24 protein-coding genes and 1 pseudogene are annotated in these 25639 nt (G+C 42.2%); 18 read left to right on the forward strand and 7 right to left on the reverse strand.

Annotated elements, in window-relative coordinates:
* Window positions 1-201: 201 nt before the first annotated feature.
* The 11 genes from L0M85_RS07410 (at window position 202) to L0M85_RS07460 (ending at window position 11266) form a co-directional block, all read left to right on the forward strand.
* Window positions 202-525: a hypothetical protein gene (locus tag L0M85_RS07410; RefSeq protein ID WP_195612131.1), complete on the forward strand. Its 324-nt coding sequence runs from the start codon at window positions 202-204 to the stop codon at window positions 523-525.
* The gene (locus L0M85_RS07415) at window positions 515-2464 is read left to right on the forward strand and encodes a V-type ATP synthase subunit I (RefSeq protein WP_125336214.1); all 1950 of its coding nucleotides are present in this window, start codon (window positions 515-517) and stop codon (window positions 2462-2464) included. Before L0M85_RS07410 ends, L0M85_RS07415 begins: the two co-directional genes overlap by 11 nt.
* A gap of 41 nt (window positions 2465-2505) precedes the next feature.
* Window positions 2506-2985 carry a V-type ATP synthase subunit K gene (locus tag L0M85_RS07420; RefSeq protein ID WP_023024938.1) on the forward strand — a complete coding sequence of 160 codons (480 nt, stop codon included), beginning with the start codon at window positions 2506-2508 and terminating at the stop codon, window positions 2983-2985.
* A gap of 85 nt (window positions 2986-3070) precedes the next feature.
* Entirely contained in the window at window positions 3071-3661 is a 591-nt protein-coding gene (locus L0M85_RS07425) for a hypothetical protein (protein ID WP_238656760.1), read from the forward strand.
* Window positions 3662-3669: 8 nt separating this feature from the next.
* Window positions 3670-4680 carry a V-type ATPase subunit gene (locus tag L0M85_RS07430; protein WP_238656761.1) on the forward strand — a complete coding sequence of 337 codons (1011 nt, stop codon included), beginning with the start codon at window positions 3670-3672 and terminating at the stop codon, window positions 4678-4680.
* On the forward strand, window positions 4670-4990 hold the full coding sequence (locus tag L0M85_RS07435; protein ID WP_048789853.1) for a V-type ATP synthase subunit F: 321 nt from the start codon (window positions 4670-4672) through the stop codon (window positions 4988-4990). Before L0M85_RS07430 ends, L0M85_RS07435 begins: the two co-directional genes overlap by 11 nt.
* Window positions 4987-5691, forward strand: coding sequence for a GNAT family protein (locus L0M85_RS07440; protein ID WP_238656762.1), 705 nt, complete (start codon window positions 4987-4989; stop codon window positions 5689-5691). The genes L0M85_RS07435 and L0M85_RS07440 overlap by 4 nt, the downstream gene beginning before the upstream one ends.
* A 33-nt stretch (window positions 5692-5724) precedes the next feature.
* Entirely contained in the window at window positions 5725-7515 is a 1791-nt protein-coding gene (locus L0M85_RS07445; RefSeq protein ID WP_238656763.1) for a V-type ATP synthase subunit A, read from the forward strand.
* Window positions 7502-8899: a V-type ATP synthase subunit B gene (locus L0M85_RS07450; RefSeq protein WP_238656764.1), complete on the forward strand. Its 1398-nt coding sequence runs from the start codon at window positions 7502-7504 to the stop codon at window positions 8897-8899. The genes L0M85_RS07445 and L0M85_RS07450 overlap by 14 nt, the downstream gene beginning before the upstream one ends.
* Window positions 8900-8920: 21 nt before the next feature.
* Window positions 8921-9544, forward strand: coding sequence for a V-type ATP synthase subunit D (locus tag L0M85_RS07455; protein ID WP_023024951.1), 624 nt, complete (start codon window positions 8921-8923; stop codon window positions 9542-9544).
* A 549-nt stretch (window positions 9545-10093) separates the two neighbouring features.
* The gene (locus L0M85_RS07460) at window positions 10094-11266 is read left to right on the forward strand and encodes a LysM domain-containing protein (protein ID WP_238656765.1); all 1173 of its coding nucleotides are present in this window, start codon (window positions 10094-10096) and stop codon (window positions 11264-11266) included.
* 83 nt (window positions 11267-11349) lie between these two features.
* On the opposite strand, the gene L0M85_RS07465 is transcribed toward L0M85_RS07460, so the two are convergent.
* On the reverse strand, window positions 11350-12522 hold the full coding sequence (locus L0M85_RS07465) for an MFS transporter (RefSeq protein WP_238656766.1): 1173 nt from the start codon (window positions 12520-12522) through the stop codon (window positions 11350-11352).
* A 608-nt stretch (window positions 12523-13130) separates the two neighbouring features.
* Between L0M85_RS07465 and L0M85_RS07470 the strand changes: the two genes are divergently transcribed.
* The gene (locus L0M85_RS07470) at window positions 13131-13472 is read left to right on the forward strand and encodes a metal-sulfur cluster assembly factor (protein WP_006595245.1); all 342 of its coding nucleotides are present in this window, start codon (window positions 13131-13133) and stop codon (window positions 13470-13472) included.
* Between the two features lie 48 nt (window positions 13473-13520).
* Here the strand turns inward: L0M85_RS07470 and ilvD are convergent, their stop codons facing one another.
* Window positions 13521-15224: a dihydroxy-acid dehydratase gene (gene ilvD / locus L0M85_RS07475; protein ID WP_006597056.1), complete on the reverse strand. Its 1704-nt coding sequence runs from the start codon at window positions 15222-15224 to the stop codon at window positions 13521-13523.
* 188 nt (window positions 15225-15412) lie between these two features.
* Between ilvD and L0M85_RS07480 the strand changes: the two genes are divergently transcribed.
* The 6 genes and pseudogenes from L0M85_RS07480 to L0M85_RS10070 form a co-directional block, all read left to right on the forward strand.
* Window positions 15413-16435 carry an SPFH domain-containing protein gene (locus tag L0M85_RS07480; protein WP_048690698.1) on the forward strand — a complete coding sequence of 341 codons (1023 nt, stop codon included), beginning with the start codon at window positions 15413-15415 and terminating at the stop codon, window positions 16433-16435.
* 2 nt (window positions 16436-16437) lie between these two features.
* Entirely contained in the window at window positions 16438-16638 is a 201-nt protein-coding gene (locus L0M85_RS07485; RefSeq protein ID WP_003011522.1) for a PTS ascorbate transporter subunit IIC, read from the forward strand.
* 150 nt (window positions 16639-16788) lie between these two features.
* Entirely contained in the window at window positions 16789-16971 is a 183-nt protein-coding gene (gene rpmF, locus L0M85_RS07490; protein ID WP_003009516.1) for a 50S ribosomal protein L32, read from the forward strand.
* 15 nt (window positions 16972-16986) lie between these two features.
* A complete protein-coding gene (rpmG, locus tag L0M85_RS07495) occupies window positions 16987-17136 on the forward strand; it encodes a 50S ribosomal protein L33 (RefSeq protein WP_001265622.1) in 150 nt (49 codons plus the stop codon).
* Between the two features lie 614 nt (window positions 17137-17750).
* Window positions 17751-19997, forward strand: a complete 2247-nt coding sequence (gshAB, locus tag L0M85_RS07500; RefSeq protein ID WP_045593546.1) for a bifunctional glutamate--cysteine ligase GshA/glutathione synthetase GshB — start codon at window positions 17751-17753, stop codon at window positions 19995-19997.
* A 136-nt stretch (window positions 19998-20133) separates the two neighbouring features.
* Window positions 20134-20455, forward strand: a pseudogene (locus L0M85_RS10070) (helix-turn-helix domain-containing protein); the annotation flags it as partial.
* A gap of 385 nt (window positions 20456-20840) precedes the next feature.
* Here the strand turns inward: L0M85_RS10070 and L0M85_RS07510 are convergent.
* The 5 genes from L0M85_RS07510 to L0M85_RS07530 all read right to left on the reverse strand — a co-directional run.
* Window positions 20841-21626, reverse strand: a complete 786-nt coding sequence (locus L0M85_RS07510) for an ABC-2 family transporter protein (protein ID WP_003013947.1) — start codon at window positions 21624-21626, stop codon at window positions 20841-20843.
* A 1-nt stretch (window position 21627) separates the two neighbouring features.
* The gene (locus tag L0M85_RS07515) at window positions 21628-22422 is read right to left on the reverse strand and encodes an ABC-2 family transporter protein (RefSeq protein WP_003013825.1); all 795 of its coding nucleotides are present in this window, start codon (window positions 22420-22422) and stop codon (window positions 21628-21630) included.
* Window positions 22419-23405: an ATP-binding cassette domain-containing protein gene (locus L0M85_RS07520; RefSeq protein ID WP_238656767.1), complete on the reverse strand. Its 987-nt coding sequence runs from the start codon at window positions 23403-23405 to the stop codon at window positions 22419-22421. The genes L0M85_RS07515 and L0M85_RS07520 overlap by 4 nt, the downstream gene beginning before the upstream one ends.
* A 1020-nt stretch (window positions 23406-24425) precedes the next feature.
* A complete protein-coding gene (locus L0M85_RS07525) occupies window positions 24426-25007 on the reverse strand; it encodes an Ltp family lipoprotein (RefSeq protein ID WP_238656768.1) in 582 nt (193 codons plus the stop codon).
* Between the two features lie 267 nt (window positions 25008-25274).
* On the reverse strand, window positions 25275-25639 hold a 365-nt coding region (locus L0M85_RS07530; protein WP_238656769.1), incomplete at its 5' end, for an LPXTG cell wall anchor domain-containing protein.

Genomic DNA, 25639 nt, shown 5'->3' on the forward strand with positions numbered 1-25639 from the left:
TAAAAAGCTGTGATATACAAGGAATACGACCAGCGAACGACTGAAAGAAGGAACAGAATCCGCATCTTTTTTGAATCACCTTTGTTAAAAAAATAACCTCTGGAAACAAAGGAAAGACGCTGAAAAAAGTTGATGAAATATGTTATAATTTACACAAGAATTTGTTCCTTCTCATAAAGGAAGAGGTAAGGAGGTGGAGTGATGGCCAACGCAACTCTCGAAATGATGCAAGAGATTGAAATGGCGGCGGAAGCCGTTGTCGCAAGTTACGAGGATCAGGTCCAAGATTTGCGCCAACAGCTAGGTGATCACCTACAGGAGGTAGCAGCATCCTATGACAAAGAGACTGCTAAGCTGGTCGCAGAGCGGGAAGAGTCCTCGAAAGCAACGATTGCTAGCTTGGAAGCTGACCTGGCAGTGACCAGTCAACGCAATGACGAAAAGGTGCAGCAAGCCATGACAGATAAGCGTGCAGCTTTGGTAGACGAAATTGTAGAAAAGGTGGTAGCAACCTATGGCAATTAGTCCAATGCAACACCTTTCTCTGGTTTTGCCCACAAATCTAATGGACGAGCTTCTCTTGTCGCTCCAGTCAGAGGAATCTGTCCAAATCTATGATTTGAGCGAGCAAGAGGATTGGCAAGTTGCCTTTCAGACGAGTGATGGGTCCAAAGGATCAGCTCTAAGAATGGATGAACTAAGACGTCGAGAAGAGCAGTTAGAAAAGGCCATACAGGCCCTGGAGCCTTTTATTCCTCAGAAGAAGGGATTAGAAAAACTAAAAGAAGCTCCCTTGTCCTTGTCTTTTCACGATTTAGAGTCTCATGGGGTCATCCGTGATGAGCAACGTCTTTTACAATACGTACAAAAACAATTGGCTGTCTTAGCAAAGGCTCGGGATCGCATCCAGCAAGCCCAAGAAGAAATCGCCTCTTTAGAAAAATGGACTGCCTTGACGACAACACCTGACCAGCTCAAGCGTTTCCGTTATGTTCGTGGCTTAATCGGTACCATTCCGAATAGTGAACAGGATCAGGCGCGACAAGCCTTACTGGCTCATCCAGATGTAGAAGTTGATGTGGTCTTCAGCTCGGAAACGGAGCATGGGGTAGTAGTCTTGTATAAGTCTGGGGATTTAACAGACCTTCAAGATACGCTGACTAGTTCGCATTTCAAAGAGTTTGACTACCAAGGAGAGACCCTACCAAAAGAACGTTTGGAGCAACTCAAGAGAGAGATTAAAGAACAAGGTGCTGTCGAAGCAGCTACGTTGGAAACGCTCAGTCAAGCCAAGGAAGACCTTAATCAACTCAAGTACCAACTCGATTATGTCTTGAGTCTAGGGGCCCGGGAAGAGGCCAAAGGCTCTCTTGCCAGTACAGCTCATCTAGTCGCATTAGAAGGGTGGATTGAAACTGCTCAACTCGATGCTTTAAAAGCCAAACTTCAAAAGGAGTTTGGGAACCAAGTCGTCTTGCAGACACGTGAAGTCGCTCAAGAAGAATGGGACCAGGTACCAATCAAACTGAAAAACAATGCCTTGGTGGAGCCCTTCGAGTTAGTGACAGAAATGTATGCCTTGCCTAAGTATTACGAGAAAGATCCGACACCAATCGTCTCTCTCTTCTACTTTGTTTTCTTCGGCATGATGGTAGCAGATATCGGCTATGGTCTCTTGTTGACGTTGGCAACTGGTTTTGCTCTAAAGGCCTTCCAGCTTCAGCCGAGCGCAGCAAAAAACCTTCGCTTTTTCTGCCTTTTAGGAATCTCGGTAGCCCTTTGGGGAGTCGTCTACGGTTCCTTCTTCGGCTTTGAGATGCCCTTTGCTTTGATCAGTACGACGACCAATGCCATGACCATCTTGATATTATCAGTTATCTTTGGTTTCATCACCGTTCTGGTCGGCCTCTTCCTAGGTGGGATGAAAAATGTCCGCCTGAAAGACTACACCGAAGCCTACAATGCAGGCTTTGCCTGGGTCTTGATTTTATTGGGCTTGATGCTCTTAGCGGTCGGAAACATCCTACCAGGCTTATCCTACCTAGTCCCCATTGGCCAGTGGCTAGCCATTCTCAATGCGATTGGTATTTTGGTCGTGTCCATTGTCAGTGCTAAGAAATTATCAGGAATTGCAGCTGGTCTCTTTAATCTCTACAACGTTAGTGGCTATGTCGGAGACTTGGTCAGCTTTACCCGGCTGATGGCGCTTGGTTTATCAGGGGCTAGCATCGGTTCAGCCTTTAACCTGATTGTCAATCTCTTACCAACCCTGGGACGATTCACCGTCGGCCTTGTCCTCTTTGTCCTCCTTCATGCCATCAACATGTTCCTGTCCTTTTTATCAGGCTATGTGCATGGAGCACGTTTGATCTTTGTCGAATTCTTTGGCAAGTTCTACGAGGGTGGTGGCAAGCCCTTCCGACCTTTAAAACCGTCGGAACGCTATGTCAAAACAAAAAAATAATTCAGTAAATCAATCATAAAAAATTTTATAGGAGTATATTCATGGAATCTTTAGCTTCATATTTCTCAACCCATGGGGGTGCCTTCTTTGCAGCCCTTGGTGTAGCCATTGCAGTGGCTCTTAGTGGAATGGGTTCAGCCCTCGGTGTTGGTAAGACTGGTCAGGCAGCCGCCGCACTCTTGAAAGAACAACCAGAAAAATTTGCCCAAGCCTTGATCTTGCAATTGTTGCCAGGTACACAAGGTTTGTACGGTTTCGTTATCGGGATCTTGATCTGGTTGCAAATTAAACCAGATATGGCTCTTGAAACAGGAGTTGCTTACTTCTTCACAGCCCTTCCAGTAGCGATCGTCGGCTATTTCTCAGCGAAACATCAAGGAAATGTCGCAACTGCTGGGATGCAAATCTTGGCAAAACGCCCTGAAGACATGATGAAAGGGGTTATCCTTGCGGCCATGGTTGAAACCTATGCCATCTTGGCCTTCGTTGTGTCCTTCCTTTTGACTCTTCGCGTCGGCTAATCTAGACACACCTCAGTCAAAGAAGAGGAATGTTCTCTTCGTCTATTATCGGTGGCGAAGAACTCCAAAGGAGGAAATAAAAACAATGACGGATTATTCCCAATTAAAGGATTCCATCCTTGAACAGGCCCATGAAAAAGGTCGGAAATTAGTGGCGGAAGCAACGGCTAAGGTTCAAGCAGAGTCCCAGTTGCAGGAAGCTCGTTTGGTAGAAGAAAAGTTACACCAACGGGCGGTTCAATTGCAGACTATTGAGCGCCGCTTGCAACGTGAAAGCCAACAAATTGAAAATAAAAAGCGCCAATCGACATTGGTTACCAAGCAACGTGTCTTAAAAGAGTTGTTTGCGGATGCCTACCAGAAAATGGCTACTTGGTCACGCCAAGAAGAACTCGCATTTCTGCATCGCGTTCTTCCTCGCTATGCAGATCGAGCAATGGTCTTAACGTTTGGTGCTGTGACGGCAGAAAAATTGACAGATCAAGATCGTCAGGATTTGATAGAGGCCTATCCACAGCTTCAATTGGCAAAAGAAACGCTTGCCCAAGAGGCTGGTTTTGTCCTTTCCTTCGGCAAAGTGGATGCCAGCTACCTCTACCGTGATTTGGTTGATGCTGTGCGGGAGGAGCAGAGCTTCCATATGGCAGCCAGCATTTTTAAAGAAGAGAAAAACTAGGAGGGGATATGAGTGAACGGACGTATTCTCAAGTAAATACCGGGATTAGTGTACGTGAAGCTAGTTTTTTGAGCCCGGTTCGGTTTGATGCCCTTCTGAATAGCTCCGATGCAGAAGCGCGTGCTAATCTCTTGCAAGGGACGGCCTATGCCTTGGAGGCAGATCAACTGCGTCAAGTCCAAGTGATCGAGCAAGCCTTGATGAAGCACCTTCTAGCAGAGTACGATTGGGCTTATCAGGTAGCTCCGAACCCTGCGGTAGTCGACCTCTTCGCCCTCAAGTACACCTATCACAATCTAAAGGTCTTCTTGAAAGAGCGAGCAACGGGGCGGGATTTGAATTTCCTATTATTGGATGCAGGTCCCTATTCCTTAGCAGTTCTTGAACAAGTAGCCAAGACCTTTTCTTCAGAGAACTGCCCAGAGTTTATGGCTCAAGAAGTCGCAGCAACCTGGCAGGAATATGTCGACTATCAGGATATTCGGGTTCTGGAGATCGGCATGGATTTGGCTTACTTTGATCATCTCAAACGCTTGGCGAAAGATCTGGACCATCCACTTTTAAAATCCTTGGTCACCTTGACCATTGATTGTTACAATGTCATCACAGTTGAACGAGCCCTCAGTTTGAAAAAGCCGAACAGCTTTATGAAGCAACTCTTGTCCGATGCAGGGACCCTCTCAGCAAGAGAAGTCATCCAGTGTGTCGAGCAGGGCAACCTTATCAGTTGGTTCCAACAAGTCAATCCCTTGCCTTATGATGTGGAATTGACACAGTACGAAGAACAGATGCGATCTGGCAGAGTAACCGCCGAGACAGTGGAATACCTGGAGCATGTGCTTAAGTACCGAATATTGGAACAAGCTTCCTTTGAGATAGACGGGCCCTTGCCTTTAGCTCGCTATCTCTTTGGAAAAGAGCTGGAGGTGAAGAACCTTCGTTTGGTCTTGACGGGTCTGGATAATCAGCTCCCGATTGACAAAATAAAAGAAAGGATGAGACCAATCTATGGCCAGTAAAACGCAAAAAATTGCCGTTGTTGGAAACCGTGATGCCATCCTTCCTTTTCAAATGATTGGCTTTCAGACCTTTCCCGTAGCAGAGGCTCAGGAAACCATCAATACCTTACGTCACTTGAGCCAAGAAGATTTTGGCATCATCTATCTGACGGAGGATATGGCTCAGGAAATCCCAGATACCATTGCCTACTATGATCGCCAAGTAACCCCAGCCGTCATCTTGATCCCTACTCATAAGGGAACGACTGGATTGGGGCGGCAGCGAATTCGGGACAATGTCGAAAAAGCAGTCGGACAGGATATTTTATGAGAACAAATGAATTTGGCCAAGCGATTGGCGATGCCATGCCTGATTTTACACCAGGGCGTCTGCCAGCTATTGAGCGAATCGAAGGTCGCTATACCGTGATCGAGCGCCTCTCAAAAGAAAAACATGGAGCAGATCTTTATCAGGTCTACGGGCTGGACTCTCCAGCAGCGATGTGGACCTTTCTGTTCAAAGGCCCTGCCCACAATGAAGAGGAGTGGGACCGCTTATTAGATGATCTCATGACAGATCAAGGTCGCTTTTACTATGCGATTGTAGACAAAGATTCAGGCAAGGCTTTGGGGACTTTCTCTCTGATGCGGATCGATCAAGCTAACCGAGTGATCGAAGTCGGAGCAGTGACCTACTCACCAGCGCTCCAAAAAACACGCATGGCTACGGAAGCCCAGTATCTCTTAGCGCGCTACGTATTTGAAGATCTAGGCTACCGCCGCTATGAGTGGAAATGCGATGCCCTAAACCAAGCATCTCGCAAAGCAGCTGAGCGCTTAGGATTCACCTATGAAGGCTGTTTCCGTCAGGCTGTTGTTTATAAAGGTCGTACCCGTGATACAGACTGGTTGTCTATCATTGACCAAGAATGGCCAGCTATCAAACAGCGCTTCGAAGCCTGGTTGGATCCAAGCAATTTCGATGCCAATGGCCAACAAAAGCAAGCTCTAAGAGAAATAGCACAAAAGTAAAACAAAGAAACAAAGGATTCCCAGGAGGAATACATGACTCAAGGAAAAATTATTAAAGTTTCCGGTCCCTTGGTGGTCGCATCAGGGATGCAGGAGGCCAATATCCAAGACATTTGCCGGGTCGGCGATCTTGGTTTGATTGGCGAAATTATTGAGATGCGGCGGGATGAAGCCTCTATCCAAGTATATGAAGAAACGTCAGGAGTCGGACCAGGTGAACCAGTGGTAACAACCGGAGCTCCCCTTTCTGTCGAGTTGGGACCTGGTTTGATTTCTCAGATGTTTGACGGGATCCAACGTCCCTTGGAACGCTTCCAAGAAGTCACTGCCAGTGACTTCCTCGTTCGTGGGGTGCAAGTTCCAAATCTAGATCGGGACACCAAATGGGCCTTCGAACCAAGTGTGACTGAAGGGACAGAAGTGGTCGCTGGAGACATCGTCGGTACCGTTCAAGAGACCAATATGGTCGAACACCGCATCATGGTGCCGTTTGGAGTCAGTGGACGTGTGACCAAGATCGCAGCAGGCTCTTACACAGTAGAAGAGCCGGTTTATGAGATCGAGCAGGCAGATGGTAGCCTCTTTACTGGTACTTTGATGCAAAAATGGCCAGTTCGTCGAGGCCGTCCCTTTGCACAAAAACTGATTCCAGTAGAGCCTTTGGTCACCGGTCAACGGGTCATCGATACCTTCTTCCCTGTGACAAAAGGTGGAGCTGCAGCTGTTCCTGGTCCTTTCGGAGCTGGAAAGACGGTTGTGCAACACCAGGTGGCCAAGTTTGCCAATGTAGACATCGTAATTTACGTTGGTTGTGGGGAACGTGGAAATGAAATGACGGACGTTCTGAATGAGTTTCCAGAGTTGATCGATCCAACGACCGGTCAATCCATTATGCAACGGACGGTTCTGATCGCTAATACTTCGAACATGCCAGTAGCGGCGCGGGAAGCTTCCATCTACACAGGGATTACCATCGCCGAATACTTCCGTGACATGGGCTATTCCGTTGCCATCATGGCGGACTCTACTTCGCGTTGGGCAGAAGCTCTCCGTGAAATGTCTGGTCGTCTAGAAGAAATGCCAGGGGATGAAGGCTACCCAGCCTATCTTGGTAGCCGGATCGCCGAATACTACGAGCGTGCAGGTCGGGTCAAGACACTCGGAACCACTGCGCGTGAAGGCTCGATTACCGCTATCGGTGCCGTTTCCCCTCCAGGTGGAGACATTTCAGAGCCGGTGAGCCAAAATACCCTGCGGATTGTCAAGGTCTTCTGGGGACTAGATGCTCAGTTGGCGCAACGCCGCCACTTCCCAGCCATCAACTGGTTGAGTTCTTATTCCCTTTACCAGGATGAGGTGGGCCAATATATCGATCAGCATGAGCAGATTAGCTGGGCAGAAAAAGTGACCCGCGCCATGAACCTGTTGCAAAAAGAGAGTGAATTGCAAGAAATCGTCCGCTTGGTTGGTCTAGATTCCTTGTCTGAGAAAGACCGCTTGACCATGAATGCGGCCAAGATGATCCGCGAAGACTACCTGCAACAAAATGCCTTTGATGAGGTCGATACCTATACCTCTTTCAGCAAGCAGGTGGCCTTGTTGACCAACATTTTAACCTTTGACCAAGAAAGTCAAAAAGCGCTGGAATTGGGAGCTTATTTCACAGAAATCATGGAAGGAACCGTGGCTCTTCGAGACCGCATTGCCCGGAGCAAGTTCATCCATGAGGACCAGTTGGCAACCATCCAAGCCTTGAAAGAAGAAATCGTAGAAACCCTACACCAAATCGTCGCAAAAGGAGGAGTAGACAATGAGCGTGATTAAAGAATACCGTACTGTCAGCGAAGTTGTTGGACCCTTGATGATTGTCGATCAGGTCGAAGGGGTTCACTACAATGAACTGGTAGAAATCAAGCTCCATGACGGAACAACCCGCCAGGGACAAGTCCTCGAAGTCCAAGAAGACAAAGCTATGGTCCAGCTCTTTGAAGGATCTAGCGGGATCAACTTAGAAAAAGCCAAAGTCCGCTTTACGGGACGTCCCCTAGAACTTCCTGTGTCTGAAGACATGGTCGGACGCATCTTTAACGGGATGGGCAAACCCATCGATGGCGGTCCAGAGATTATCCCAGAGAAGTATTTGGACATTGATGGCCAAGCCATCAACCCTGTTTCGCGGGACTATCCGGATGAATTTATCCAGACAGGGATCTCAGCTATTGACCATTTGAACACCCTAGTTCGGGGCCAAAAGCTTCCGGTATTCTCTGGATCAGGGCTTCCTCACAAGGAGTTGGCAGCTCAGATTGCTCGTCAAGCGACGGTGCTTAATTCTGAAGAAAACTTCGCCGTGGTCTTTGTGGCTATGGGGATTACCTTCGAAGAAGCCGAGTTCTTTATGAACGACCTTCGGGAGACAGGTGCCATTGACCGCTCTGTCCTCTTTATCAACCTAGCCAACGACCCAGCTATTGAGCGGATTGCGACTCCTCGGATCGCCTTGACAGCTGCCGAGTATTTGGCCTATGAAAAAGACATGCACGTCTTGGTTATCATGACCGACATGACCAACTACTGTGAAGCCCTTCGGGAAGTCTCTGCTGCCCGTCGGGAAGTTCCAGGTCGTAGGGGCTATCCAGGTTACCTTTATACTAACCTCTCAACCCTCTACGAACGTGCAGGACGCTTGGTTGGAAAGAAAGGATCTGTGACCCAAATTCCGATCCTCTCCATGCCAGAAGATGACATCACCCACCCCATCCCTGACTTAACAGGCTACATCACAGAAGGTCAGATTATCTTGTCCCGCGATCTCTACAATAGTGGTTACCGTCCACCGATCAATGTTCTTCCATCCCTTTCCCGTTTGAAGGACAAGGGTTCTGGTGAAGGCAAGACTCGGAAAGACCATGCGGCGACCATGAACCAGCTCTTTGCGGCTTACGCCCAAGGGAAACAAGCCAAAGAGTTAGCCGTGGTGCTTGGAGAATCCGCCTTGTCCGATACAGACAAGCTCTATGTCAAATTTACGGATCGCTTTGAGAAGGAGTACATCAACCAAGGCTTTACCACCAATCGGACCATTCAAGAAAGTCTGGATCTAGGTTGGGAATTGCTGGCTATCTTGCCACGGACAGAGCTCAAGCGGATCAAGGATGACATGATTGACGAATACCTCCCAAAAACTTCTCAGGAAGCACAAGCCTAGGAGTAGAAAGGAGGAAGTCAAATGGCACGATTAAATGTCAAACCCACTCGGATGGAGTTAAACACCCTCAAAGAGCGTCTGAAAACGGCAACCAGAGGACACAAACTTCTCAAGGATAAACGAGACGAGCTCATGCGACGCTTCATCGAATCGGTCCGTGAAAATGACCGCCTCCGCCAGAAGGTTGAAGCCGCTCTCATTGGCAATATGCAAGAATTTGTCCTAGCTAAATGTCTGGAAAACGACCTCATGGTCCAGGAAATCTTTGCAGTTCCGACGCGGGAAGTCAGCCTGCATATCGAGACGGAGAACATCATGAGTGTGCGCGTGCCCAAGATGCATGCCCATATTGACAATCCATATGGAGACGATGAGGGAGACGTGGTCTACAGCTATGTGGCTTCCAATAGCCAGATGGACAATACCATTCAAGAAATGGAAGAACTCCTTCCAGACCTGTTGCGCCTGGCAGAGATTGAAAAAACTTGTCAGCTCATGGCCGATGAGATCGAAAAGACACGCCGTCGGGTCAATGGATTGGAATATGCGACCATCCCCGATCTCAAGGAAACCATCTACTATATCGAAATGAAACTCGAAGAAGCCGAACGCGCCAACCTGGTCCGAATGATGAAGGTCAAATAAGATACAAAGCCGTTAAGCAACTCAAAGGAAAATAGGGAGCAGGACAGAAGCACTGTTGTATAGAATGCTTCGTTGTCCTGCCCCCACAAGGCTGATTAGGATTTTTCCGAGCTCTTAAAGCGAGAGAAAAATCCAATCAGCTACTGTGCCTTTGAAGTTAGTACTATTACAGTTTGCGTTTTACATACAGCATTTAGGGCGTGTTCAATTAATAAGATACAAAGCCGTTAAAACAGCACCTCAAGTGATGTCTACAGGACACGAACTTGGGGTGTTTTTTAGCCTCTATTCAACTGAAAAATCTTCTAAAATCCCTTCGTTCAGGACTCTCAAAGGCTTCTGATACAATGAATTTGTTTGATTATCCAAATAGTACTAACTGTCGTTAATTATTAAGAGATTGTAACAAGAAAGGACTAATGTTACAAATTAGGGTCAGTTAGATTAAAAGAAAAGAAGAGCCATTTTAAAGACAAAAAATGTGGTAGAATATTAAATGTATCTATCTGGAGATAAATCTCCGATAATAAGAAAACGAGGAAAGAACGTATGAAGAAAGTAAATAAAAAAGCTTTAATTGCTTCGACTGTTGCTATGGCGGTCTTGCCATTTACAACTGGTAAAGCAGAATCAAATGGGGATTGGGTTGCCCGTTCTGTAGATGAAATTCGTGCAGATATTTCAACTTCAGAAAACAAACAAACCTACACCATCAAATATGGGGATACCCTAAGCGCGATTGCGGAAGCTTTGAATGTTGACGTAACTGTTTTGGCAAACTTGAACCAAATCAGTAACATTGATTTGATTTTCCCAGGAACTGTCTTGACAACAACTGTCAATGATCAAAATCAAGTGACAGGTGTAGAAATCCAAACTCCTACAGCAGGTAATGCTGATGCAACTGTGACAACTTCTGCTGATTTGACAAACAACCAAATCAAAGTAGACAACCAAACTGTTGCAGTAGGTGATTTGACAAAACCAGTAGCAGATGAAAGCAACCAAGCTGTAGAACTCCCTCAAGCACCTGCAGTTGTAGCAGCAGTGGCAGAGCAAGTATCAGAAAGTTTGTCAACTCCAGAAGCACCAGCTGAAACACCTGCACCAGCAGCTCTAGTAGCAGAGGAAGCACCAGCACCAGTTGTTGAAGAAGCACCTGCGCAACCTGCGGCAGCGCCAGCTGAAGTAGTGGCTCCTGTAGAAGCACCAGTTGTTGAGGAAGCCCCAGTGGCTCCAGTAGCTGAACCAGCTCCAGTCGTAGAAGTTCCAGCAGAACCAGAAGTTACTGCCGTTGCTTCAACACCACAATATGGTGCCCCAGCACCAGTTGTTGATACGACAGCTTCAACTCCTTCAACAGCAACTCCAACTTCAAATGAGGGTCTTCGACCTCAAACAATTAAATTCAAAGAACAAGTGATTAATGAACTTGGCTTGACTGATATCGGTGGTTACCGTCCTGGTGACCCAGAAGATCACGGTAAAGGTCTTGCGGTCGACGTTATGGTTCCAGAAAGTTCAGAGATTGGTGATCGAGTAGCTCAATATGCAATCGATCACATGCAAGAAAATGGAATTTCTTACATCATCTGGAAACAACGTTTCTATGCTCCAGTAAATAATATTTATGGACCAGCAAACACTTGGAATGAAATGCCAGACCGTGGTAGCGTAACAGAAAATCATTACGACCACGTACACGTATCATTTTACGAATAATTAAGACATAGCAAAGAATCAGGATATTCCTGATTCTTTTTTTGTATAAAAATAGATCCCATTGCTCAATGGGACCTAGCGGATTAAAGGATGATATCAGATTTTTCAACTTGATAGAGAGCCATACTCATAAACAAAGCAACAACAAGAAGAATAAGAATCCCGGGTGTCCAAGAGTGGAAGATTTGTTGGCTTGAACCAAATAAGATAGGCCCAAGTGCAGCAAAGACGTATCCTCCTGTTTGAGCTAGTCCTGAGAGCTGAGCAGTTTTCTCGGGAGAGCTAGACTTCATGGAGAAGGTGACCATGAGGTAAGGGAATAAGATACTCGTAAAACTTCCGATTAAGATATTCAGGATCAACCAGTAAATGAAGTTGTCTGTTTTCAGTAACAGCATGGCAATTCCAGTAAAACCAGCTAAAACAGTCGTTATCAGCATGATGCGACGGTTTCGTTTAGAAAGGCTGGTGGTGAGACTTGGAATGGTCATAGAGAAAGGAAGACTCATCAGGGTGAATACAGATGCTAAAATTCCTGCATTGGCTTGACTGATGCCGGCTTGGGTTGCCATAGTAGGAAGCCAGGTCATCGTGGTATAGAATAAGAGAGACTGGAGACCACAGAAAAGCATGATGGCCCAAACCTTGCCATTCTTATACCAACTAGTCTTATTTTCATTAGAAGAAGAGCTTTTTTTCAAATAATGATTATGACGAGCATTGGGGAGCCAGATCACAAGTGCAAGCGCACAGACAACGGTCAGCACCCAAACCAGACCTTGCCAAGAGGTGGCTTGAGTGATAGGAACAGCGACAGAAGAAGCTACTGCAGTAGATAAGCCCATTGCAGTGATATAAAGGGTTGTTAAGAAGCCAAGACGTTTTGGCTCATTGGCTTGGATCAAGCTTGGTAGAAGGACATTGATAAAGGCAATCGCAGCACCAATCAAAAGAGTTCCCACATAGAGGAGAGGCAGATTGATGGTGCGTAGAGCAGATCCAATCGTCATCAGGATCAAGACTCCGAGAAAGAGTCGCTCAATCCCAAAGCGTCTGGCCCAGCTAGTAGCAAAAGGAGAGAAAATAGCGAATGTTAGGAGGGGTAGACTCGTCAAGAGGCCAAGAGAACTCACCTCGACACCAAAGCTAGCAGCAATATCTGATAAGACAGTGGAGAGGGTCGTAAATGGGGCCCGCAAGACCACTCCTAGTAAAAGGATCCCTGGAATGAGAAAACGTGAATGGTTTTGTTTCATAATGTGCCTCCTTGTTAAAATGAACAGTATCCGTATCATTATAGCACAAGAACTTGGAGGAGGCAAAAGGAATTATCGGGGGACAAAGCCCGTAAAATAGCTATTTCGCCTACAAATATAGGAAATAATAGAAAGATAGAGCTGAAAAAAATTTTTGAAGGTTTTAAAACTTTCTTCACACATCCTTTTTATAGGAGTCTAGTTATCTCCGCTCAAACTGCGTCAACGTACCTAAACTCGCTGATGCTCGTAAAAAAATAAGGAACGTAGTTCTCACTAGCGTTCGAACTGCATCAATGTACCTAAGCTCACTAACGTTCGCCAAGGTACATAGAAAAAAGCCACCTGATTTGGTGGCCTTTATGGGAGATTATTATGAAAAAGTTTAGGATTTTCTATCAAACAAAGTTAGGAGGTCTTCATTTGATGGTACTAGTATAAATCGGAAAACTTAAAGAAAACTTAAGATAAGTTCCTGTAATTTTAAATCAGTCTTAAGACGGATAGTTTGATTTTTAGCTGTCATTCGATCTCATTCTAGGTGAACTTGCATTATTGTCAGAATTGTGAGAAAATAGTCTTCATCAAAGGAGGGAAAGGATAGCGAGATGAGAGAGGATATCAAGATTAACGACCGTGCCTTGGCACTGGAGAAACAATTGATTGAGAAGTTAGAGCTTGTGTTTGATACCGATGTTGAATTGGACGTCTACAACCTCGGTTTGATTTATGAGTTGGATCTGGATGAGGAAGGGACTTGCAAAGTAGTCATGACCTTTACCGATACCGCTTGTGACTGTGCGGAAAGTCTGCCTATCGAAATCGTCGCCCGCCTAAAAGAAATTGACGGTATCGAAGACGTCAAAGTAGAAGTAACCTGGTCGCCAGCTTGGAAAATTACCCGGATCAGCCGTTATGGGCGTATTGCACTTGGCCTTCCACCGCGATAAATCAATAAAACTCACTTTACAAATTCGTAAAGTGAGTTTTTTCATATCTTACTGTTTACCAGACTGTTCCATATTCCAGAAGTCTGTCACGGCACCGCGTGAAGCAGAGGATACCGTGTGGGCATACTTACCGAGAACCCCACGGCTATACAGTGGTGGCAAGGTTGTTTCAGCCTTCCGTTTGGCTAACTCTTCGTCTGAAACGTGCATGGTGATTTCTTTAGTATCTTGGTCAACCGTTACCAGATCTCCTGTGTGGAGGTAGGCAATTGGGCCGCCGACCTGAGCTTCAGGCGCGATGTGTCCAACAACGAGACCATAAGTACCACCAGAGAAGCGTCCGTCTGTCAAGAGGGCCACCTTGTCTCCTTGGCCTTTTCCAACGATCATGGATGACAAGGACAGCATTTCCGGCATACCAGGACCACCCTTCGGACCTACGAAACGAACAACAACAACGTCGCCATCCACGATTTCATCCGAAAGAACCGCTTCAATGGCAGCTTCTTCCGAGTCAAAGACCTTAGCAGGACCAGTGATGTTACGAACTTTCACACCTGATACTTTAGCAACCGCCCCTTCTGGAGCCAAGTTCCCTTTCAGGATGATCAATGGACCATCCGCACGTTTTGGATTTTCAAGCGGCATGATAACTTTTTGACCTGGTGTCAAATCAGCAAAGGCTTCTAAGTTTTCAGCCACCGTTTTACCGGTACATGTGATGCGATCCCCATGAAGGAAACCGTTCTTAAGAAGGTATTTCATGACGGCTGGCACACCACCGACATTGTAAAGGTCTTGGAAGACGTATTGACCTGAAGGTTTCAAGTCTGCCAAATGAGGCACACGTTCTTGGAAATCGTTGAAATCTTCAAGGGTCAAATCAACGTTAGCTGCGTGAGCAATAGCGAGCAAGTGAAGGGTCGCATTGGTGGATCCACCCAGTGCCATTGTGACTGTGATGGCATCTTCAAAGGCTTCACGGGTCAAGATATCAGATGGTTTCAGTCCCATTTCAAGCATTTTGACAACTGCACGACCCGCTTCTTCGATATCGGCTTTTTTATCAGCTGATTCAGCAGGGTGAGAAGAGGAACCTGGCAAGCTCATACCAAGGACCTCGATCGCAGTCGCCATGGTGTTGGCCGTATACATCCCACCACAGCCACCAGGGCCAGGGCAGGCATTACATTCCAGTTGCTTCACTTCTTCAGCCGTCATGTCACCATGGTTCCATTTCCCGATCCCTTCGAAAACAGAAACCAAGTCGATATCCTTACCGTTCAGATTACCCGGTGCAATGGTACCACCATAGGCAAAGATCGCTGGGATATCCATATTGGCAATGGCGATCATCGAACCAGGCATGTTCTTATCACAGCCCCCGATGGCTACGAAGGCATCCACGTTGTGACCGCCCATAGCAGCTTCGATAGAGTCTGCAATGATATCACGAGAAGTCAAGGAGAAGCGCATCCCAGGCGTTCCCATAGCAATCCCATCGGCAACCGTAATGGTTCCGAATTGAACCGGCCAAGCTCCCGCATCTTTCACACCTTCTTTGGCCAATTTTCCAAAATCATGCAGGTGCATGTTACAAGGTGTGTTTTCAGCCCAAGTAGAGATCACCCCTACGATTGGTTTTTCAAAGTTTTCATCTGTCATCCCAGTTGCCCGAAGCATGGCCCGGTTAGGTGACTTGACCATGCTGTCGTAGACACTACTGCGATGGCGTGTATCTAATTCTGTCATCTGATTCCCTCTCATCGTATTTTTTATTATTATAGCACAATTTACGGCCCAACGACAGAAGAAAATTCTTGAATTTTCAGACAATTCAGCTTGCTCGGTTTCTTGCTAAAATAATTTACAGTTATATCTTGACTTTTGTAAGCAAAGTGATATCATTTAGATATCATAAAGAAAGAAGGGTTCGTCCCATGGAAGAAAAAATTTTAACCCAAAAGAAAAACGGCTTAGCTGCCCTTATAGGCTTGCTAGTTGGGGATCTTGTCTTAGTTTTAGCCTTTATTAGTGCAATTGCTAGTCTACCAGAAGGTTTTCCACTTGCGATTGCAGTTATTACCTGTATTTTTCTCTTTATTGCTAGTCTGGTGTGCTATGCGGGGATCAAAATTATTAAACCGCAAGAGGCCTTGGTTTTGACCTTGTTTGGGAACTATATTGGAACCATTCGAGAAGCGGGTATTTACTTTGTCAATCCCTTCTGTGTCGCTGTCAATCCTGCCAATAACACCCGCTTGGGCCAAAGTGGTGATGTCACCACCAAGTCACCCATGTCTGTCAGTAAAACAGCAGAAGGTAACAGTATTTCTATCGAGACAGGTAAAAAGAATATTTCCTTAAAAGTGATGACCTTGAACAACTCTCGTCAGAAGATTAATGACTGTTTGGGAAATCCTGTAGAAATCGGTATTGCAGTCACTTGGCGTGTAGTGGATACTGCTAAAGCAGTCTTCAATGTGGATAACTACAAAGAATATCTCTCATTGCAGTGTGATAGTGCTCTTCGTAATATTGTCCGCATCTATCCTTATGATGTAGCTCCTAATGTCGATACGACAGGAGACGGCCAGGCAGATGAGGGTAGCCTAAGAGGCTCCAGTGAAATTGTGGCCAGTCGTATTCGAGAAGAGATTCAAGCACGTGTAAAAGATGCTGGGCTTGAAATTCTAGAAGCTCGTATTACCTACTTGGCCTATGCTCCAGAAATCGCAGCTGTTATGCTTCAACGACAACAAGCTTCTGCCATTATCGATGCGCGGAAGATGATTGTCGATGGAGCAGTTGGGATGGTTGAAATGGCCCTTGAACGCCTGAGCGAAGGAGAGATTGTAGAGCTAGATGAAGAACGGAAGGCAGCCATGGTTTCGAACCTTCTTGTCGTTCTCTGTGGCAATCATGATGCACAACCAATTGTTAATACGGGAAGTCTCTATTAAGAATGGCTGACCAAAAGAAAAAACAGATTCCACTTAGATTGTCAGCCAAGTTATATGCTGCTATCGCATCATGGGCAGAAGATGACTTTCGATCGGTCAATGGGCAGATCGAGTACCTGCTGACAGAATGTGTCAAACAACGAAAAAAGGATGGCAAATACGTTTCGGAAACGATTGATGAGCCATTTGAAATAGACCTTTAAGGAGAACTCCTGTCCCATTTGATGGGGTGGGAGATTTTTTTAACAATTTTTTGTCAAGTAACTTTACTTTACAAAAAAGTTTTGTTATACTGTTAAAGTTGATGAAAATCAAACCTAATTGAATTTATACCTTAAAAGGAGAAAAACGAAATGGCAGTACCTGCACGTCGCACATCAAAAGCGAAGAAAAACAAACGTCGTACGCACTACAAAGTAACAGCTCCATCTGTAAACTTTGACGAAGCAACTGGAGATTACTCACGTTCACACCGTGTATCACTTAAAGGATACTACAAAGGACGTAAGATCGCTAAAGCTGCATCAGCTGAATAATAGAAGGGAGATACCATGCGCGTAAATATTACACTTGAACACAAAGAATCTGGTGAACGCTTGTACCTTACTTCTAAAAACAAACGTAACACTCCAGACCGTCTTCAATTGAAGAAATACTCACCAAAACTTCGCAAACACGTTGTGTTTACAGAGGTGAAATAGGGGTTCACTACACGTCAATAGATGTTAGAAACCTTGATTTTAAGCGATTCTTGAAATTCTAAATTTCACTACATTGCAATATAAATCAACCGAATCACTACCTTTTTCACTACCTTTTTTGAAATAAGAATAATGATTCGGATATATAAAAGAAGAGGAACTTTATTGTGAAGCTCCTCTTTTTGTTATGTGTTCTTTTTCTCACAGATCGTATGACCTGGTTTGGAAAGTATGGATTTCAGTTGGACTAAAAACAGCGTAATATAACGGCTTTTCAGAACTATATCTACTAATTAATTTCATAAAATATGAATCATTATTTTTTAAATAGGGGAATAGTTTAGGTCTGTAAGAATTAACTTATACACTTACAAGGTTTATTCTGATCGACTTTATAACTGTCTACGAAAAAAAGACAGAAATGAGAGATTGAGTGTGGGGGAAAAACTATTAGGTGTAGTTTCAATACTTCTACTAATGCTTTTGCTTATATTTAATGCAAGTAAATAGTCAATTCGTCCGAGCATTTCCTTCTCCATCTCCGTAGCAGAAAGTTGAGTTTATTTAACAAACTGATAAAATAATAGAGAAACTAGTTATTTCGAGGCCCAATCATGAACCTATCAAACGTATTTCAAAAATTATCCCCAAATACTCCCATCTTACAAGCTACCTTTGGTCTGGAGCGCGAATCTCTACGAATCAATACTGAAGGCCGTGTCGCTCAAACGCCACACCCTGAAAAATTGGGTTCTCGCAGTTTCCATCCCTATATCCAGACAGATTATAGCGAACCTCAACTAGAGCTCATTACACCGGTAGCACAGTCGACCACGGAAGCTCGTCGCTTCCTCGGGGCCATCACCGATGTGGCTATTCGCTCAATGGATAAGTCAGAATATCTTTGGCCTTTATCCATGCCACCTGTGATTGTAGAAGAAGAGATTCAGATTGCCCAGTTGGAAAGTGACTACGAGTATCAATACCGAGTTGGTTTGGCAGAACGCTACGGCAAATTGCTCCAGTCCATATCTGGAATTCACTATAATTTTGAACTCGGCAAAGATCTGACCCAGCAGCTCTTTGAAGTCAGTGACTATGACGATTTACTGACCTTCAAGAATGCCCTCTATCTCAAGTTAGCTCAGAACTTCTTGTGTTATCGCTGGCTCTTGACCTACCTTTACGGAGCAAGCCCGCTAGCAGAAAAAGGGTTTTTGACAGATGAAATTGGTTGCGTGCGGTCGATTCGTAACTCCAACTACGGCTATGTCAATGCCCCCGATGTTCACATTTCCTTCTCTTCACTGGAGCAATACGTGACCGACATCGAAAACGCTGTTGGATCTGGGCAACTGTCCTCTGAAAAAGAATTTTACTCTGCCATCCGTTTACGCGGTGCTAAGACTAGCCGGGACTTTTTGACTAAGGGCATCTCCTATCTAGAGTTCCGCAACTTTGACCTCAACCCCTTTGAGCCACTGGCAATCAGCCAAGAAACACTAGACACCACCCACCTCTTTGCACTCGCACTCTTGTGGCTAGACGACATGGAGCAAGTCGACGAAGAATTGGCAGTAGCTGCTACTCTCAACAACCAAATCGCTCTCAGCCATCCCCACACACCACTTCCTAAAGAGGCTGACCCTAAACCTATCGTGACAGCCATGAAGGACATCGTCGCTCACTTTGGACTGGATGACTATTATAGCCAGCTTATCACTAAGGTGGAGGCCTCTCTTCTTGATCCACGTTTGACCCTTTCTGGAAAAATAGCAGAGCAGGTTGAAGAAGGGTCCCTTGAAAAATTTGGCCAACAACAAGGACAAGCCTTTCATGACTATGCTTGGACAGCACCTTATGCCCTCAAAGGCTATGAAAACATGGAACTCTCCACCCAAATGATTCTCTTTGACGCCATTCAGCTGGGCTTGAACGTAGAAATTTTAGATGAGGAAGACCAATTTCTCAAACTCTGGCATGGTGACCATGTGGAGTACATTAAAAATAGCAACATGACATCCAAAGATAACTACGTAATTCCACTGGCCATGGCTAATAAGGTTGTGACCAAAAAGATTTTGGACAAGGCTGGTTTTCCAGTACCTGCGGGAGCAGAATTTGCTAACAAGGACGATGCCTTGCGGTACTACGGACAAATAGCCAACTCTGCTATTGTTGTCAAACCCAAATCCACCAACTTCGGTCTGGGCATTTCCATCTTCCAAGAGTCAACAAGCCTTTCTGGCTATGAAAAAGCCCTAGACATCGCCTTTTCGGAAGATAGCCATGTGCTAGTCGAGGAGTTTGTGGCAGGGACCGAGTACCGTTTCTTTATCTTGGATGGAAAATGCGAGGCTGTCGTGCTCCGCGTTGCGGCCAATGTCGTAGGCGACGGAAGCTCAAGCATCCGAGAATTAGTCGAAAAGAAAAACCAAGACCCTCTGCGTGGTCGCGACCATCGCTCACCTCTTGAAATCATCAATCTGGGTGATATTGAATTACTCATGTTGGAACAGCAGGGTTACACACCTGATACAGTCTTGCCTAAAGGTAGCCAAACCTTTCTGCGTGGTAATTCTAATATCTCAACTGGAGGCGACTCCATTGACATGACTGACCAGATGGGCGAGAGTTACAAACAACTAGCTGCCGATATGGCGACTGCTATGGGGGCTTGGGCCTGTGGAGTCGATTTGATTATCCCAGACTACACCAAGCCTGCTAGTAAGGAGCTACCAAATTGCACCTGTATCGAACTCAACTTCAATCCTGCCATGTACCTGCACGCCTATACTTACGTAGGGCCAGGACAACGTATCACACCGAAAATTTTACGGAAGTTGTTTGGAGAGATATGAGAATAAGATCAGAGATTTTCTGAGCTTACTTTTTTATATTTGATAAATAGTAAAATATAGTGCAACAAAAAACTCATAGAGCCCAATCTCGTGTAAACTGTAAGTAACCACACTAAACAGAACACGGGAGAAATCTATAAGCTACCATCATATTACCATAATTGAGCGAATTAAGATAGAGACTTACCTAGAATTAGGTCTCAAACCCTGCCAAATAGCTAGAAAATTAGGCGTTCACAAATCAACCTTCTCAAGAGAATTAAGTGTGGTAATGACACTTACTCTGCACAAGTAGCACAAACACACAATGAACAATTGGCGAAGCAGAAGGGAAGAAAATCGAGTTAGACTCCTGTGAATTGAAGTAGGAAATTAAAGAGCGATTACAATCTTCATGGTCTCCAGAACAAATTTGTAGTCGTTATCAACTTGAAAATAGGTCCATGGTGTCCTTCAAAATCCAATTTGTAAAATTAAGCTAGAAAAAAGTATCTCGTATTTTTGATACGAAATGCTTTTAATAAATGTAAATAAGTTTTAACGTTTACTAAATTGTGACGCTTTACGGGCCTTTTTCAAGCCTGGTTTGGCACAGTTGGATTTCAGGTACTTTCAGTTTAGCTTTATATCAACCATCATCAAAATCCAACTATTTTCTTATTTTAAAAAATATGAATAAGTTTGATTGAATGAGGGAATTTCTTTAATTTTTTTCTTAGCACCTATAAGTTAATAATACTATTCTTTAAATTATAGTTTATAATTATCTGATGTTTCAATGACCACAAAACAAAGTACAGCGAATCACTTCCTTTAGTCAAACATATAACTGAACAACATTGTTTATCTTCCTGCACTTTCATATTTTTTCAATCCTTTTCTAAAAATTGTACGACTGATAATAATCAAAAAAACTGTAAAAACTATTTGATAGAAAAATAGGTTCAATGTATCTTTCCCTAAAAATATTAATACTGCAGGATTGGCAATTAATAAATTGGGAACAAATAACATAGTGATCAATCTGTTAATACCTGTAAAAATATTATATGGATACTTAGAAATTCCAATATAATTCAAAAATACATCTACTTTTGAAAATTTAGTTGGGAACCAAAATGAACTAATCGTTATTAGAAACCAAATTGAATAATATATAATACAACCACACATTAAAGAAAGGATATAAAATAATATTTTTAATGAATTTAAATGTACATTTAAATTTCCATAACTTATAAAAATAATCGCAAGACCAAAAAAAGTATTCACGAATTGAACTAAATTAAATGATCTAAAAATATAGAACAACTGAGTATCAAACGGCCTCAATAAAATTTGATCCAAGTTACCACTCAAAATATCTGATTCTAAAATTCCCATACTTCTAATTAACAATCCCATCATAACTCCATCTACAATAGTGTAGGAACCTACCAAAAATAAAATTTGATAATAGTCCCAACCATTAAAAGAGTCTATGTTTAAGAAAATCAATCTAAAAAATACAATAGGTAAACCAATCCACAGTATCGACGAAAATAGACCACAAAAGAAGTCAAAATGAAAATTCATATCAGATTTAAAACCAAAATGAAGTAGCCTAAAAATTACTTTTATTCTAAACATTTTATCCTCCCACATTTGAGAAGTGCTCCACTCCTTTTCTCAATATGAATCTTGATATAATATAAAAAATGATGCACCAAATCAATTGAATACAAATAATTCTCAAATAGTCTATTAATTTATATGTATCATTACTAAACATCTGAAGCGGTTCATATACTAAGTATTTAAAAGGTAATACATCTAAAAACAGACGAAAATTATTTGAAAAAAAACTTAAAGGCAATAATATTCCTGATAAAAACTGAATTACTATTTCTTTAACAGTAAGGACAAAAAATATATTTTCTAACCAAAAAGAAAGCATACCTACACAACATGATATTAAAAACCATAGAACCATAGATAGAATAATTGCAATACTTCCTAAAATAAGAATTTCAATGGTTAATAACTCATTCTTGTAATAAACACTGGAGAATAAAATGACAGGAATGATGATAAATAATAAATGAGCAAGCCTATCTCCAAGCATTTTACAAAAATAATACTTATAAAAAGTAACAGGTTTTATTAATATGCTAAAAAAATTTCCTGAATGAACATCGTCATTGATTTCCCAATCAACTGGATAAAAAACAAAATATGAAAAAATTATAGTCCCCAAATAGTATTGAACCATTGAGGTAAAATCATATCCTGCTATATTTATCTGGTTACTCTGATATATATACGTCCATAAAAATACTGATATCATAATTTGTATACTTGCCTGTAACATTAACAATAGTACACTTGATTTATAGTTCAAAATAGATCGAAATGATATCAGAATAATAGACATTTCTTTTTTCAATTGTGCTCCTTTTTTGTAAAATAGTTTTGTAAAATAATTTCTTCTAAAGAAAGATTTGATATTTCAAAATCTTCTATATCTACAAGCTTATTGATTGATTCTAATGTCTCAAAGACAAAATCTCTAGGTATTTTTAGTATACATTCCGATTTTGTTTGAGAAATGACTACTACTCCTTTAACAGAGCATAACTCTGGTACCAAATCTAATGTCATTTTTATCTTTAAATATTTAAAATCAGAAAATTTAGATAAAATAACATCCATTGACTCCTGCAAAATAATTTTTCCTTTGTCAATGACGATTAATTCGTCACAAACAGACGAAATATCATCCATATCATGACTCGTTAAAATAATAGTAGTATGACATTCTTCATTCATTTTCTTTAAAAATGTTCTGATATCTTTTTTAGACTGTATATCTAACCCTATAGTAGGCTCGTCTAAAAATAATATTTCCGGACTTGTTAAAGATGCCGCGATAAACTCCATTTTCATTTTTTGTCCAAGAGAGAGGGTCCGGACCTGCTGGTAAAGCTGATCTTTTACATTCAACAAATTGCTTAACTCCTGAATTCGTTCTTGTAAAATCGCCGGTTCTACCTCATATAAAGTACCAATCAATTGAAAATAATCTATAGCCGAAACATCTTGAAATAACTGTAATTTATTTCCTACTACTATTGAAATTTTTTTTCTAAAATTTATACTTCTTTCAAATGGAATTTCTCCATTCACTTCTAATTTTCCGGAACTAGGATAAAGAGTCCCAGTCAACATTTTAATCGTTGTGGATTTACCAGCTCCATTACTCCCAATAAAGCCAACTATACTCCCTCTCTTAATCGTAAAACTAATATCTTGAACAGCTCGAATCGTTATTTGATTATGTTTCAAAAATCTCTTGATAAATGGGAGTCTTGAATCAAAATTATAAAAATTTTTAGATAAATTCTGAGCATTAATAACTATTTCACTCATATATCTCTCCTTTCGATAAAATATATTTACTTGTACTTTTTCCATACTTTACCAAAATGCTACATCAAACACTGTCGCCATTATAAATCTCCTTATATTAATATTATCTATCCTCAATTTCAATTCGATTATAACATAATTCTCACCTAGTTAAAACTAAAAATTAATTATAAAATGTACATTTGAAAAATTTTTAGTTTTCACTTAAATAAAGTACATAATTAAGGATAATTAGCTCAAAAAAAATTTTTGGTTATATGGCTCCAGAATTCTTCTTAGATTATTATTCTCACGTATCTTTCCGAAAAATAGATCTTTTTCTGAAAAAAAGAAAAAACGCACTCGAAAATGCAATATTTCGTCAAAAAAAAGAAAAATAGGTTACCTTTTTCCTTTCCTTTGTTCTGCACGTGTGCTACAATAATTGTAAAGAAAAAAGAGAACTGTTGGCCCAGTTCTCTTTGGATAGCTACTTTGCAGTGGCTCATATTGTTCGCATCGCCTTTGAAAAGGCGATTTTTTTATAGACTTTTTAGTCCTTTTTTTGTCTGAGCAATGATATGATCGCAATCACGACCATTATCAACTCACAAGCAGTCATCTGCTTACACGCCTTTCATCCTTAATTCGAATGGGACGCTCCTCTTGAGAGCGATGTGTATTTCATACGCATCACCAACTTTCTAGATGATTGATGCCACCGCCTCGTAGCTATATTTATATTATACAATAAGCTTTTGAAAAATTCTCTTTTTGGTTGCTAATTTGAGCATAAAAAAGAGCAAATAAACGAAAAAAACACAACATGTTGTATTTATGAGCAATGAAAAAAGCATTATATCAAGGGTTTCTGATTTTTTTATTTTTATAAAATCTATATCTTGTGGTTTACAAGATAATCACTTATTTAAGATATTTCTAGGAAGGATATTCACTTATAATCTTTTAAATGCATTAAACACAAATTAGATGTAACTATCTATAGACAAATAGAAAAAGCAGGAAAATCCTGCTTCTTTTCTATTTGTCTAGTTTTTCGAGAGCATAATTAACTTCTTCTTCAGTGAAGTTCTCGAAGTTAAGCAATTGATCTTTGAGCCCTTCTGTTGATAGAGCAAGTGTTTCTTGATATGATTTTGCTTTGGCCAAGGCTTGTTCTTTCCAGTTGATTTTTGCGTTATCGACAGCATATGTTGCTTCCTCTTCAGTGAATTGTTCGAACTCAATCAACTGTTTTTTCATTCCTTCTTTTGAAAGGTGGATTGTGTCAGCGTAAGATTTAGCTTTTTCGATGGCTACTTCATTCCAATCTACATCGAGATTATCAACGGCATATTGAGCGGCATCTTCTGGGAATTTTTCAAACTCAGTAAGCTGTTTTAAGATTCCTTGTTTTGAAAGGTGGATTGTGTCAGCGTAAGATTTAGCTTTTTTAAGAGCGTTTTTGAATTCAGTTGATACGTTATCATCTTTTTTAGCTGAACTCTGTTCAGTCTTAGCTTCAGAACCTTTTGAAGATGAGTTGCTATCAGATTTTGGAGAGCAAGCAGTTAAAGCAATCGCAGAAAGCCCAATGAGTGCAAATGTAGTAATCTTCTTCATAATATTTCCCTTTTGTCAGCTTTTAATGTGGTTCAGTCTTGCACATTTTTGTTTACTATATTAATTATAATATATGTGTGATTAAAAAGCAATAGTTTGTTTGAAATTACAAATTAAATTTCAAGTTGTCAACTCTATTTAGAAAGAAATCTAAATAGATCCATCTTGAATCTCCTTACGACCTGCTAGAAAGATACTATTACCAGTAGGAATGTTGTTTTCGAATACAAAAAAACCTCTAGCCATTAGCTAGAGGTTGTGATTTAGTCATCTTTGTTGATTTGAAAGTTTACGTTTCAATAAGATAGCGCCTGATAGAACAACTGCTCCGAGAACAATGAATCCAGTAGCGGCAACTTCACCTGTACTTGGGAGAACTTTCTTCCGACCTTTACCTTTGCCATCGCCGGTACCTTCAGTTGTTGAAGATGATGGAGTTGGTGTTGGAGTAGTCGTTGAAGATGTAGTCGGTTCTTCACTTGTAGTAGTTGTAGTTGTTTCACCTGTAGTGGTTGAAGTGGTTGTATCTTCTTTGGTTGTTGTCGTCGTTGAAGTTGAAGATGTAGTCGGCTCTTCGGTTGTAGTTGTAGTCGAAGTTGAAGATGTAGTCGGTTCTTCAGTTGTAGTTGTTG

Origin of the sequence: Streptococcus sp. DFI.7.26 (assembly GCF_022240605.1) — a bacterium.
In the GTDB taxonomy this organism is placed as follows: domain Bacteria; phylum Bacillota; class Bacilli; order Lactobacillales; family Streptococcaceae; genus Streptococcus; species Streptococcus xiaochunlingii.